The following is a 13,900-nucleotide window of genomic DNA, read 5'->3' as shown; positions in this document are numbered from 1 at the left end:
ATTCAGCATACTCGGATCACTCTACAGTCAACTCTTCGAGGAAAAACCATGAAAAAGCCATTCGCCCTTTCACTTCTGCTGTTTTCTTTTATCGCAACCGGCTGCACCCCGAAAGCAGAAGAACAAACTGAAAACGTTGTTCAGAAAAAAAACGGAACCTTGAAAGAAACAGTCGAGCAAGTAACCGAAGAACCCGTCAAGAAAAATGAGGACAATACGGCCGAAACAAGCGCGGCAAATAACACCATGAACCCATCCGACGGCACAGTCATGGAGAACACTGAAGAAGTGATATTCGCTCCGGGAACTACCGGCACCACAATAAAATCCGCTATCACAGGCCGCCAGTCAAAAAACTACGCGCTCAAGGCAACTGCCGGACAGACAATGAATGTTGTACTGTCGAGCGGCAACACCGCAAATTATTTTAACATTTTCGCTCCTGGCAAGGGACCGGGAGACGAAGCCATGTTCATAGGTTCGATAAACGGAAACCGTTATACAGGAACCTTACCGGCAACAGGTCACTATATCATACAGGTGTACATGATGCGAAGCGCCGCGCGCCGCAATGAAACTGCAAATTATACCCTGAAGCTCGATATTACCGGAGAGAAAAAAGAGATGTCGGGAAACAGCAGTATTCAATGGCCGGCAAGTGGAGATGCTTCCGGTCGAATAGTTTGCTCCGGCAAAAAAGAAAACATCAAATCATTCTGTGAATTCAGGGTTAAAAGAAAACCGAATGGTGCGACAATCTGGATGGTTAAACCGGAAAACCAGAATACTCTCCGAACCCTTTACGTCGAAAACAACACCTTTACAACCGATGATAGCTCGAAAATCAAGCAGGTAAGAGTTGACGATAACTGGAAAGTCTCCGTAGGAATTTCCGAAATCTACATCATACCTCACGCCCTCATATACGGCGGATAACTATAAACCACTTACTATTAAGCTTTACGTATGTTGCAGCTCCGCGAAAAGCTTTGCTGATCTGTATCTCCGTCCCGGAAACGCAACTGTATAAGCTCACAGCTCTTCTCGGCCATACGGATTGTGCTACCTTGCACTTCTGTTCTTTTCAGGGATTCCCAGCTCCGGCACGGGTGACATACATCCCAAGTTGTATTGTCAGTCGTCTTGCCATCACCGATCCAAATGTTGTTGACAAAAAAACATCATCCTCCTTGCCAAAACAAATTTCCAGCTCTTCAGTCCTGCATGACTGACAAACGGTACTTTACACCAAATGCATCATCCTCGCAGAAGACAGAAAAAGCTTGGGAACAAACAACTGAACCCCATTGTAAGGATATGTAAAAATCAAGAGGTTAAAACCATGAAAGAGCAGCAAGCCTGGCACAGTAAAACCGCTGAACAAGTTTTTCATCAGCTTTCGACTTCACACAAAGGCTTGGCCAATAACGAGATTTTACCGCGAAAGGAACAATACGGACCAAATCGTCTCACTCCGGCGAAAAAACAGCATCCGGTTCTGAAGTTTCTGTCACAATTCAAAAATATCCTGATCTACGTTCTCCTCGTTGCGGCTGTTGTTACCGCTCTCCTCGATCACTGGATCGATGCCTGGGTAATACTCGGCGTGGTCATCATCAACGCGCTCGTCGGGTTTATTCAGGAAGGAAAGGCAGAGAAAGCTCTGGATGCCATTAAAAACCTGCTTTCGCCCCAGGCAATGGTCCGCCGGAACAACCGAACATACACGATACCCTCCGATCAACTGGTGCCTGGTGATATCGTCATTCTGCAGTCAGGCGACAAAGTACCGGCGGATATGCGTCTCATCTCCGTCAGAAACCTTCGCATCGACGAGTCACTATTGACAGGAGAATCACTTCCTGTCGAAAAAAACAGCACGACAATCAAGAACGATACACCGCTGGCTGAACGCGCAAACATGACATTTTCAGGGACACTTGTCACATACGGAAAAGGTGAAGGTGTCGTTGCCGAAACTGGTGACCAAACGGAGATCGGCCGAATCAGCTCCATGCTCGGTAAAATCGAAACACTTGAGACCCCTTTACTTCAACGCGTCGATGAGTTCGCTCGAACCCTGACAATTGTCATTGTTCTTCTTTCAGCGTTGCTTTTTGGTTTCGGCGTCTTCGTAAGAGGCTACTCGTTGACAGAAATGTTCAATGCAGCTGTCGGTCTTGCTGTTGCCGCCATTCCCGAGGGTTTACCCGCGATCATGACCATAACTCTTGCGATCGGTGTAGAAGCAATGGCTCATCGAAAAGCCATAATCCGGAGGTTACCGGCTATTGAAACCCTTGGATCGGTTTCGGTCATCTGCACGGACAAAACCGGTACGTTGACCCGTAATGAAATGACGGTCAAATCAGTTGCCCTCCCGGGAAAACGCTTCGAAGTCACCGGCTCTGGCTACGATCCTCACGGCACCTTTCAGCTTGACGGCAGAGAAATTGATCTCCGGAACCATTCCCAGATGAGGGCCATTGCTCATGCGTCCCTGCTATGCAACGATGCAACCCTTCAGTTTCGCGATGAACAGTGGACAATATCCGGAGATCCTACAGAAGGTGCCCTCTGTGTCCTTGGCAAAAAAGCAGGTTATGACCCGGACCTGGAACGCCAAAACTGGCCAAGGATCGATTTGATTCCGTTCGAATCCGAACACCGTTTCATGGCAACCTTACATCACGATCATACCGACAGGACGTTTACCTACCTGAAAGGAGCCCCCGAGGTTGTACTTGAACGCTGTACGAAACAACAGCATGGTGAAACCGATGAACCTCTCAACTATCAATACTGGGAGAACATAACACAAAAAATGGCCGCCCAGGGTCATAGATTACTTGCCATAGCCAGCAAAAAGACAGCGCCCGGACAAGAAACTTTGACATTTAAAGATGTAACCTCCGGACTGACGCTGATCGGGATTGTCAGTATGATCGACCCTCCGAGAGACGAAGCCATCATGGCTGTCAAACGTTGCCAGCAGGCAGGTATTCGCGTAAAGATGATCACAGGCGATCATATCGATACCGCCAGAGCCATCGGAAAAATGACCGGCATCGGCGATGGATTACGAGCTTTGACTGGAACGGAAATCGAGGTTATGAGCGACGAGGAACTGCAACAACACGTCGATTCCATCGACGTGTTTGCTCGCAGCAGCCCCGAACATAAAATCAGGCTGGTCAAAGCGCTCCAATCCAATGGCGCTGTCGTGGCGATGACAGGAGACGGCGTCAATGACGCCCCTGCCCTTAAAAGAGCCGACGTTGGAATCGCAATGGGACAGAAAGGAACGGAAGTTTCCAGAGAAGCATCTGAAATGATACTTGCCGACGATAATTTTGCAACTATAGCCAGTGCCGTCGAACAGGGACGGACAGTATATGACAACCTTAAAAAATCCATTCTTTTTGTCCTGCCGACCAACGGGGGCGAAGCACTCAGCATCCTCTTCGCCGTAGCACTGGGCTATACGCTGCCTGTCACAGCGGTACAGATCCTCTGGGTCAACATGGTTACAGCGGTAACGCTCGCCCTCACCCTTGCGTTCGAAAAATCCGAAAACAACGTGATGGAACGTAAACCAAGGAAATCCGGCGAACCCATCCTTTCTAACTTTATCGTCTGGAGAATCGTGTATGTTTCGCTTATCCTGCTGAGCGGTACTTTCGGGCTCTTTCTCTGGTATGAAAAAGCAGGGTACTCTCATGACATGGCGCGAACCGTCGCCGTCAACACACTTGTCATGTTCGAAATATTCTATCTTTTGAGTTCACGCTTCTTTGTGGCATCTGTTTTCTCGAAAAAGGGACTACTGGGCAACCCTGCCGTCCTCTATGCGATAGGAATACTCATTGTCTTACAGTCACTGTTCAATTATGCCCCATTCATGCAAGCTCTGTTTGCAACTGTACCGATCGGCCTGTCGGACTGGCTCACCATTCTGCTGGTCAGTTCTTCAGTGCTGTTCCTTGTCGAGTTGGAAAAATACATACTGAGAAAACGGCGTAAAGACAACCTGACCATGTAAACCGGCATCAGGAAAACGAAGCTCCTCTCAACAAGTAGTTCGAGTACTTACCCGACAATCAAGAACACAGTTTATAGCCCATGCTCGGGCTTAACAGTTCTGCCAAGAGCCCTGTCGCACTCGACACGGGCAATCAGGTAATCGTAAACAGCCTGGAGATAGTTGGTTTTTGCCTTGTTGAGCTGAAGTTCAGCCTCGGAAAGTTCGAGTTGTGAACCGACGCCTTCACGGAAACGCAACTGCGTAATCTCATAGCTCCTCTCGGCCGTACGAATTGTTCTATCCTGTACTTCTATCCTTTTCCGAGACTCCTCGAGATCGGAAAGCTTCATCTCCAACTCAGCTCGTATATCGGCTTTCAGATCTTCATGCCTTGCGATGGACTGCAAGCGACCAAGTTTCGCCTGTTCGACCTGTGCACTGGTGCGAAACCCGGTAAACAACGGTAGGGAAACCTGCGCCCCGATATATGAAGTCACCGGCCAGTCTGTATTCTCGATGGCTGTCCCATCGTCAAATTGTGTTTGCGCCTGCAACTGACCTACGGCGGTAATCGTCGGAAAACGCTCGGCTCTTGTCTTACTGACATTTTGTGCATCGGCTTCCACCTGTAGTTCGAACTGGCGGACTTCGGGTCGTGCTGCAAGTGCTTCGGCATAGGCTGCCGAAACATCCTGAGGGTATTTTCCCGGCTGATAAACAAGTGAATCAGATAAAATAACGTTTTGAACAAGATCAAGACCAATGATATTTTTGAACTTCGTCCTGACGATCACTGCCTGGTTTTTTGCTTCGATGAGGTCCGGCTTGATATTCTCTACAGAAAGAAAAGCTTGTAAAGTATCGATATCTGCAGCTACCCCTTCTTTGAAAAGCGCCCTGCTATCACGCAAAGCCGTCTCCCAGCGTGCGATGCTTTGCTCCAGTATCTTAACCTGTTCGGCTGCTATCAAAACATTGTAATATGATGTTTTAATGTTGCTGATAACTTCTGCTTTGATCTTACGATACGATTCCATGCTAATCTTTTTCACCGTAGTGGATGCTCGTATCCCGGCAATAGCCTTAAGGTCGAACAATGGCTGTGTCAGCGATAGTGAAGCACTCATTGAATTGTCCAGACTCACTTCCAGGGGAATCAATCGGGTTAGATCACCGCCTTCGATATCAGGAAAATAGATGATCGACGGTTCCAGAGTTCTTGTATAGTCGAATCCTGCATCGAGCTGAGGAAGCATGTCCGCCCATGCTTCGCGCACTTTCTGACTGGCAATATCGCGATCGAGCCGTGCAATCTCGAGATCACGATTACGATCGAGCCCGGTTGATACCGCTTCATCGAGCGAAAGAGTCAATACGGTCTCTCCGCTCACACTTCTTTCAACAGCAGGAAGAACCAATGGCAACAGTGTGAGAAACCCCACCGAAATCAGGGAGAAGAAAGATTTATCGATAGTTCGCATGGTAAACAAATCTCGTATCAAGAACTGAAAAGGCAAAATATACCGAATTCGTCGATCTGCATGAACAATGATCAATATCTTCCCTTCCAAAGCTTTTCAAGACGATCCTTGATGAATTTCTCCCTTCCTTCTGCAGTCGGATGATAAAAAACTGTTTCATGGCCTTCAGGCATGTACCTTTCTCTGACAAAATGTTCCGGATAATCATGCGGGTACTTGTAGCCCTTGCCATATCCCGACTCTTTCATGAACTTGGTAGGGGCATTTCGTAAATGCATCGGTACTGGAGCCTCTTGCTGTTGCCCGGCATAGTGTTGTGCATCGTTTATCGCCCGATAACTTGCATTTGACTTCGCAGAGCCTGCCAGGTAGGTCACCCCCTGGGCAAGATTGATTCTCGCTTCGGGTAGACCGATCACTTCGACAGCATGGAAAACAGATACTGCCAGCGTAAGAGCATATGGATCGGCATTGCCGATATCTTCGCTGGCGAAAATCACCATTCTTCGAGCTATGAATTTCGGATCTTCTCCTCCTTCGAGCATCTTCGCAAGCCAGAAAAGCGCCGCATCGGGATCGGACCCTCTCATGGATTTGATAAAAGCAGATATGACATCGTAATGCGACTCCCCTTTTTTATCATAGACCGGAAGCTTTTTTTGAAGCGCTTTTTCAAGCAGGGTTCTTGATATATGAACTGGAACGGTGGAAGTATCGACCATCGACAACGAAGCCTCGAGAGCATTCAGAGCTTTCCGTGCATCGCCGCCGGCATAGCGCAAAAGAAAATCCCAGTCATCTATGGCCGCCTGATATGAAGCAATCGTGCTATCGCTTTCAAATGCCCGTCTGACAACAGCTTCAATATCGCGGTCACCAAGAGGCTCAAGAATGTAGACCTGCATCCGGCTCATCAGAGCAGGGTTGACCTCGAAAGAAGGGTTCTCGGTTGTCGCCCCTATCAGCACAACAATCCCCTGTTCGATCGCATGTAACAGTGAATCCTGCTGCGCCTTGTTGAATCGGTGAATCTCGTCGATAAACAACAGGGTCTGGCGTCCCTCTATTCTCTGCGCCGATTCTGCGAGCTCAAGCGCTTTGCGGACCTCTTTCACCCCTGCATCGACTGCGGAGAGCGAATCAAAACGAAAATCCAGCGAGTATGCGCAAATTTCCGCAAGGGTTGTTTTACCTGAGCCCGGAGGACCCCAGAATATCATGGACGGCAAGCGCTTTTGCACAAGAAACCTTTTGAGGGGACCGTCAGCACCGATAAGGTGCTCCTGACCGTACATCTCCTCGAGAGTTTTGGGCCGCACCCTTTCGGCAAGCGGCTGAAAACCGGAGCCTCTTTTTTCCCTGGAAGGCAACCCGAAAAGGTCATCCTGCATGTGCGACATCAATATCCTAAATCACTTAACCAGCTTTCACTGATTTTTCCGGCACCGCTCGTAACATTTTTCACAAGCCCCTGCTGTTTGACGATATATTTACCGAGTATATCAAACTCCAGATTCACCCCATCCCCTACGTTGAGATGGTTGATGGTCGTATTATCGAACGTATAGGGAATAATAGCAACGGAAAAACTGTTTTCCCTGACGTCAGCAACGGTAAGACTGACACCATTGATCGCTATAGAGCCTATCGGTACGATAAATGGCTGAAACTTCTCTGGAAAACCAATCCTTATTTCTCTGCTTCCTTCCAGCTCCCGCACCTGGAGAACGTTACCGACGCAATCAACATGTCCCTGAACAAAATGCCCTCCAAGCCTGTCCGAAGGACGCAACGCTCTTTCGAGGTTTACGGAAATACCAGGAGCGAAAGTACCGAGCGTGGTTTTTTTCAGCGTTTCCTCGATTGTATTGACATCGAACCTCTTTTCACCAAGAGCCACTACCGTCTGACACGTTCCGTTAATCGCAACACTTTCATCAATTGCTAGGTCACCGAATTCATGTTCATTTTCATAGCGCACGCAAATTCGGAGGTTCGAGCCCTGACGACGTATTGACTCTATCGTCCCGATATCTTTGACAATTCCAGTAAACATAATCCAGACCATTACTGTTTTCCAGGCAATCGAATTTTGCCGAATTCATTACTCATATATAGCATTTTCCGACGTTTTCCAGTGAAGTTCACACGAAATCTTTACCTGCAAGACAGCTCTTCGAAAAACACTTTTGTTCAGAAAAGTCGATTGAAGAGCGTACGGATACGCTCGCCAACAACCCGATCGACCTCTACTGGGTAACACATCTTCTCGAGGGATTCCACAATGGTTTTCAGCCGTAACACCTTAAAAACATTACACGTTAGGTAAGAACTTAAATGCAGGATATTTTTTTCGGGAAACTCGTTCCGCATTCTGTCGAAAAAGCCACGTTCGGTACCAAGTATGATCGCCCCCGGATTTCCGTCTTTACTTATCTGCTCACGCATTTCACCGGTTCCCATCACATAATCCGCAGCATCGATCACCTCTTGCTTACATTCCGGATGGGCCATCAAGCATGCATCGGGAAACTCGTCTTTCAAACGTTGCACATCGGAAAGGTCTGCCGAATTGTATACATTGCACACCGGATTCCCGCTATAGGCAATGACTTTCTTGCCGCACCTCTTGACCGCATCGTCCGAACAGTTCCGTTCCCCGGCAAAAAGAACCTCATCGGCATCTACGTTTTCAATGGTATCGACAACTTCTCCAGGAAAAGCAACATAGTCGGCCAGTAGTTTTGTTTCGAGCGGAGACGTTGCATAACAGACCAGCGGTTTACCACGATGACGTTTTTTGAATGCAGCGATATTGTCGAAACCGAGATTGCTGTGGCTTGCGACAGGACACTCGGCTATTTGAGGCACAAGAACCTTTTTTTCCGGCCACATGGCTGCCGTTATTTCCGCAAAAAAAGCCGGAGCGAGCACAATCGCTGTGCTCGCTTCACAGCCTTGTACAACCGCGTCGAAAAACCCCCTGCTGTCCGAAAGCACATCTGCAACACCATGCACCTCGGCCGGAGCATAATGATGAGCGATAATCACTGCATTTCTTTCTCTTTTGAGCAGCTCTATCCTTTTTTCAACAGAACTCCCCACTTCTTCACGATATTGCTGCTGCATAGGTAAAAAAATGAATTAAACATTCGCAAAACGATCATGGAGCTTTTCTACACCATGGCTTTCAAGGCCGCTTCGTAATCAGGTTCCTGAGTTATTTCAGGCACTTGTTCGGCATAAATGACTTTTCCTTGGTCATTAACGATCACCACAGCGCGAGAAAGGATTCCCTTCAACGGACCGTCAACCATGGTAACCCCATAATCATTACCGAATTCAGGGGAACGGAACACAGAAAGAGACACCACGTTCTCTATTCCTTCAACCTCGCAAAAACGCTTGTGGGCAAAAGGCAGGTCGGCAGATACACAAAGAACAACCGTATCGGGAATACTCGAAGCTTCGAGGTTGAAACGCCTGACCGAAGCTGCACAAACAGGCGTATCGAGACTCGGAAAGATGTTCAGAACAATCCTTTTTCCGCTAAAGTCCGTCATGCTTGTTTCAGCCAGGTCTTTATTCACAAGAGTAAACGAAGGAGCGTCAGTTCCTTTGGCAGGCAACTCACCAACTGTCGCCACTGGATTTCCTTTCAATGTAATGTTGGCCATGTTTTTTCAGTGATTTGTAACTATAAAAGATTGTATTTCAATGTGGTAACTATAACGGGATCTCAAGAAACAGTATGGGGAAACGGAAAATACTCGAACAAAGTTCCTGTAAACGAAAACCTTTAGAGTTTGAATTGTTTCACCCACCCCAAAAGATATATGATTCGCAAAAAGCACGTAAATAGAGCGTACCCCCTCGTTCTTCATCCTGGTAAAACCTGATAAAAACCATTTGAAGCGACAACTTGTACAGGAACCTCGAAAAGACTTGAAAGATTTGAGGAGGTCAACACCTCGGCTTTTTCTCCATCCAAAAAAATCCTCCCGTTTTTGATAAGCACCACTCTTTTGATTTCCGGTGGAATTTCATGAACATGATGTGTAACAAGGATGATTGTTTTTCCGTCGTGGATCAGTTTTCTGACAATATCCAGATATTGAAACGACGCCTTGAGATCAAGCCCGGTTGTAGGTTCGTCGAGAAGCAGTGTTCCCGGATCGTTGATCAATGCCCGGCCGAGTAAAAAACGCCGCTGTTGACCGGTAGACATTTCCCCGAAAGAACGTTCGGCAAGAGTTTCAATACCCAACTTGCGCATAATGAGAGATGCTTTCTCGATATCACTCTCAAGAAACTTTTGATAACTCCATGTATCGATACTCGAGTAATATCCTGAAAGGATAACGTTCAAACCTTTTGCAGATTCCAAATAATCATGTTGCAGGTCGTGAGAGATGATACCGAACCGGGAACGTAACTCCCAAACATTCCAACGTTCCCGACCAAGAATGTTCAGCCGGGAACCTTTTGAAGCCACAGGAAAAATATCACAACTGATGAGCTTTAACAAGGTTGTCTTACCCGCACCGTTGGGACCGAGCACAGCTGTGCTGCATCCCTCCGGGATTGCCAGAGAAAAACCCTTGAATACAGGGGTTTTACCACGATATGCAGTTATATCACAAAGCTCCAGCAAATATCGACTCATCCCATACAACAGCTTTTCCTATAATTACATCCATTATCTCATCGAGAATCTGACTTTTTTCAATCCAACAAGCCTCTTCCCCTCGAAATGCTGTACCTGCCTGAACCGAGAAAAACAATGGCCAGAGAACCGAACAGATAGAGAAACTGTAGTTCCAATGCATGACCACCATGTTGAGTCAGAGCGAAGAGTTCGGGAACATGCACCAGATAGATTGCGGCAATCATCACAAATGCCTCAACCAGTGCAGCAGGGCGGGAAAAAATACCAAGAACGATAAATAGTGGTGCAACGATCTCACCGAGCAGCGCCCCATAAGATAGATAAGCGGGCAAGCCTGCATCAGAGAGTGATTTTTCAATGAACCCGAGTCCGTTTTTCAGCTTATGAATCCCGTGAAACAACATCAGTCCACCAACAGGCAAACGCAACAGTAACTTACCCAGATCATTGTTCTGAACGATACTTTCTACCATATCAATCGAATGTTTAGGGGTTTCAGGAAAGTTGGAACAGCTGTGAACAAAAACATATCAACGAATCAATCTCGACGCACACAAATTACAACTATTTTATCAGACTTGTAAACAAAAGCCGAACTGCCCAACGGAGAAAGGCAGTCCGGCTTCTGGATGTTGTCAACGGTAACACAGGAAAGAACAATCTTTTTCATTCATTTTAGTTGGCCGTGTATTTGAAGTTGTAAATCGCACCAACCGACAGAACATAAGGAGTGTAATCAGAATCAAGATCTGCATAGCTTGCCATTGCATAAATCTGTGCATTGTCAAGGATATTGTAGAATGCACCTCCGGTTATACCCAAACCTTCTGCCGCACCATCGTCAACCAGTCCGAGAGAGAGTGAAAGATCGGTTTTAGCCTCTTCCAGCATGGCCGTTCCCGTCAGATAAAAATAGTTGACATTGTCAGGGCCACCCTTGATGTCGATATTTTCATACGAAGCGCCGGCTTTCCAGCCCTTTCCCTTATAGGTTGCATACGCACGTATTGCATCACCATCTGCAGCTATGTTCGGATAGACCACTTTTTTCTCCGGATTATCGGCATAGACCCCCCCAAAAGTAAAACCGTCTGTGCTATAGGAACCACCGGCAAGATAAGCGAGCTGGTTATCGTCTTCGCTGTCATCAAAAGCAATGCCACCAACCAGTTTGAAACCGTTCAGATTCGGGGAGAAGTATTGCAGAGAATTATCGGTAAAACCGTTGGTTGCAGAGGACAAGCCATAAGATGCCCCGCCACCGCCGAACCACCCGTTCGAGCTGATCCGGGAAAGGTCATAGAATGGATCGAGAGCATAACCGGGAAATTTGTAGGCATTGGTCATACGGCCATAGGTTACCTTACCAAAACCACCTTCGAATCCGCCAAAGAAAAAGCGCTGTTCGAAGGCGTCTTTGTCGGCGTCTTTGTCGGCAAAAGCTCTTACCTGCAAATGAACAAAGGCTTTTACATCTTCGTTACCGTACGATCCCTTGATACCGAAACGTGAGACGTTATCCGTCCCCTTCCAGCGCTCCATCCCGCCTCCATCTTCGTCAATGTAGTTGAAAGAATAACGGAGATTACCATAGACGGTAACACTCGGCTTTGTTTCTTCCGCCTTGACGGCGGATGGCAGTGCCAAGATCATGAAGAGGCACAATAATGATAGAATTTTTTTCTTCATGTTGCTGCATTTCTAAGTGATTGTGTTGCTTTTTCCTCGCATTCTTGTTTTTGCCGGTGCTGTAAGCACCTCTTCTTTTCCTTCGAACCTCAAACAAGAACCATATGTTCATGAGAATATATATACATATACTCATAAAGTATGATGTTATAAAAAACCACCCATAAAACCAAATGCGCAAATAAAAAAGGAGGAAAACCAGGAGAATCGATGCCGTAAAAAAACACCGACAGAAAGAAGTTTTTAACGAAAAAAGAGAGGGAAAATCGCGACTGAATGAAGTTTACCGCGTGTAGGCTTCGAGCAAAAGGTCTTCTCCAAAAAAGAAGGACGCCTCGAAACGAAAAAGAAAAGCCTTATCGGGAGTATGAACATCGAGAGGGGCAAAAGAGTCAAGACCGTCACCGCCGAACAGTTTGGGAGCGATATAAATATAAGCCTTATCGACAAGCATGGACCGAAGCAAAGAAGCTGAAAGTCTGGCCCCTGATTCCACGAAAACGGAAAGGATACCTTTTGCATGAAGAACCGATAAAACTTCCCCGAGGTCGAGACCGCCATGTTTTTCGTCAACATGCACAACTTCGACACCGTTCTTCTGCAAGCGGTCAAGCTTCGTGGTATTGGAGCTTTCGACCGAAGTAAAAAGAAGCGTCGGTGCTTCTTTATTGAAAACTTTCGCTCCGAGAGGCAGTCGCAACGTCCGGTCCAGGACGACACGAAGGGGATTGCGCCCTTTTGTATGGCGAACCGTCAAACGAGGATCATCGGCAAGTACGGTTGCCGATCCTGTAAGAACTGCATCGTAACGGCTGCGTAAACTGTGCACATGGGTTCTCGATTCCTTTCCGGTAATCCATTTCGACCTTCCAGTGACGGTTGCTATCTTTCCGTCGAGGGTCTGAGCGAGCTTGAGGGCGACAAAAGGCATGTTTTTAACATGACTTTTTATAAATGCCTCGTTTAATTTCAGGGCCTCATCTTCCAGAATTCCCTCTATGACATCCACCCCGGCTTCGCGCAGTTTACCGATACCTTTTCCCGCGACTTTTTCATGAGGATCTCTGCAAGCGACAACAACTTTGGGAATCTTTTTTTGAATGATAAGATCACTGCATGGAGGGGTTTTACCGTAATGAGAACAAGGTTCGAGGTTGACATACAAGGTAGATCGGGTCAACAAAGCTTCATCATCCACACAAGCGATAGCATTGACTTCGGCATGCGGCCCACCGAATCTTCGATGGAAACCTTCTCCGACAATCCGGTTATCGACAACGATTACAGAACCAACCATAGGGTTGGGACTGACACTGCCGGCACCTCTTTGGGCAAGCTGTAGACAGCGCGACATATAACGTTCATGATGCTGCAAATCTCTTCTTGTTTTCTTCACGGCCATACGCTGTCATGTCGATGATGATGGCATTTCGACATGTACCTGCACCAGTTTTATCCCCGAAAGACGCAGCAGTTCAGCAATGTGGTCTATCTTATAGGGTTTGTCGTAATAAATGGTTTTGATACCGACGTTGATCAGCACTTTCAGACAATGTATGCAAGGACTGGAAGTGATATAAATATCGGCATCCTTGATGGAAACACCATGTTTTGCAGCTTGTGCTATTGCATTGATCTCGGCATGAATGGTATTGACGCAATTCTCTTCCACCGTTCCATCAGGATGGGTGCTCCTATAGATTTTACAGGTAGTTTCGTTGCAATGAGGCAACCCTGAAGGAGCGCCATTGTAACCGGTTGAAAGAATATTGTTATCCCGAACGAGCACTGCACCGACATGCCCTCTGGTGCAGGTAGCCCTACGCGAAATCAGATGAGCAACACTCATGAAATACTCATGCCACCCAAGCCGTTGCTCATCGGCGAAGCCGTCACCTCCTCCATTTGGAGAACAGCAATTGTCTTGTCGGACATTTTCAGGCATAGACCGGATTTTGATACATTGTTTCAAAAAATTATTCAGCGTATTGTATTTGCACGTTTTCCATTCTCTCGATGATCACACAGCCGTGCGTC

12 protein-coding genes are annotated in these 13,900 nt (G+C 47.0%); 2 read left to right on the top strand and 10 right to left on the bottom strand.

The annotated features are described in order from the left end of the window. Positions 1–48: 48 nt before the first annotated feature. Together QZ209_RS07340 and QZ209_RS07335 are read left to right on the top strand one after the other, a co-directional pair. A complete protein-coding gene (locus tag QZ209_RS07340) occupies positions 49–936 on the top strand; it encodes a hypothetical protein (protein ID WP_294346443.1) in 888 nt (295 codons plus the stop codon). Positions 937–1,342: 406 nt separating this feature from the next. Next, on the top strand, positions 1,343–4,042 hold the full coding sequence (locus tag QZ209_RS07335; protein WP_294346441.1) for a cation-transporting P-type ATPase: 2,700 nt from the start codon (positions 1,343–1,345) through the stop codon (positions 4,040–4,042). A 71-nt stretch (positions 4,043–4,113) separates the two neighbouring features. Here QZ209_RS07335 and QZ209_RS07330 read toward each other — a convergent pair whose 3' ends face one another. From QZ209_RS07330 to QZ209_RS07285, 10 genes are all read right to left on the bottom strand, one after another. Beyond that, a complete protein-coding gene (locus QZ209_RS07330) occupies positions 4,114–5,505 on the bottom strand; it encodes a TolC family protein (RefSeq protein ID WP_294346438.1) in 1,392 nt (463 codons plus the stop codon). Between the two features lie 71 nt (positions 5,506–5,576). Then, positions 5,577–6,905: a replication-associated recombination protein A gene (locus QZ209_RS07325; RefSeq protein ID WP_294346435.1), complete on the bottom strand. Its 1,329-nt coding sequence runs from the start codon at positions 6,903–6,905 to the stop codon at positions 5,577–5,579. After that, on the bottom strand, positions 6,905–7,561 hold the full coding sequence (locus QZ209_RS07320) for a riboflavin synthase (protein ID WP_294346433.1): 657 nt from the start codon (positions 7,559–7,561) through the stop codon (positions 6,905–6,907). The genes QZ209_RS07325 and QZ209_RS07320 overlap by 1 nt, the downstream gene beginning before the upstream one ends. 137 nt (positions 7,562–7,698) lie before the next feature. Further along, positions 7,699–8,634 (bottom strand): quinolinate synthase NadA, encoded by a 936-nt coding sequence (gene nadA / locus QZ209_RS07315; protein WP_294346431.1) that lies wholly within the window; start codon positions 8,632–8,634, stop codon positions 7,699–7,701. A 47-nt stretch (positions 8,635–8,681) separates the two neighbouring features. Next, the gene (gene tpx / locus QZ209_RS07310) at positions 8,682–9,182 is read right to left on the bottom strand and encodes a thiol peroxidase (protein ID WP_294346428.1); all 501 of its coding nucleotides are present in this window, start codon (positions 9,180–9,182) and stop codon (positions 8,682–8,684) included. A gap of 203 nt (positions 9,183–9,385) precedes the next feature. After that, positions 9,386–10,171 (bottom strand): ATP-binding cassette domain-containing protein, encoded by a 786-nt coding sequence (locus QZ209_RS07305; RefSeq protein ID WP_294346425.1) that lies wholly within the window; start codon positions 10,169–10,171, stop codon positions 9,386–9,388. 59 nt (positions 10,172–10,230) lie between these two features. Continuing rightward, positions 10,231–10,647: a DoxX family protein gene (locus tag QZ209_RS07300; protein WP_294346422.1), complete on the bottom strand. Its 417-nt coding sequence runs from the start codon at positions 10,645–10,647 to the stop codon at positions 10,231–10,233. Positions 10,648–10,849: 202 nt separating this feature from the next. Next, the gene (locus QZ209_RS07295; RefSeq protein WP_294346420.1) at positions 10,850–11,863 is read right to left on the bottom strand and encodes a porin; all 1,014 of its coding nucleotides are present in this window, start codon (positions 11,861–11,863) and stop codon (positions 10,850–10,852) included. A 283-nt stretch (positions 11,864–12,146) separates the two neighbouring features. Continuing rightward, positions 12,147–13,265 carry a bifunctional diaminohydroxyphosphoribosylaminopyrimidine deaminase/5-amino-6-(5-phosphoribosylamino)uracil reductase RibD gene (gene ribD, locus QZ209_RS07290; protein ID WP_294346415.1) on the bottom strand — a complete coding sequence of 373 codons (1,119 nt, stop codon included), beginning with the start codon at positions 13,263–13,265 and terminating at the stop codon, positions 12,147–12,149. A gap of 6 nt (positions 13,266–13,271) precedes the next feature. Beyond that, positions 13,272–13,808 (bottom strand): dCMP deaminase family protein, encoded by a 537-nt coding sequence (locus QZ209_RS07285; protein WP_294346410.1) that lies wholly within the window; start codon positions 13,806–13,808, stop codon positions 13,272–13,274. Positions 13,809–13,900: the final 92 nt, after the last annotated feature.

Origin of the sequence: Prosthecochloris sp. (genome assembly GCA_015482705.2) — a bacterium.
In the GTDB taxonomy this organism is placed as follows: Bacteria; Bacteroidota; Chlorobiia; order Chlorobiales; family Chlorobiaceae; genus Prosthecochloris.
This window is presented reverse-complemented; position numbering and strand designations above follow the sequence as displayed.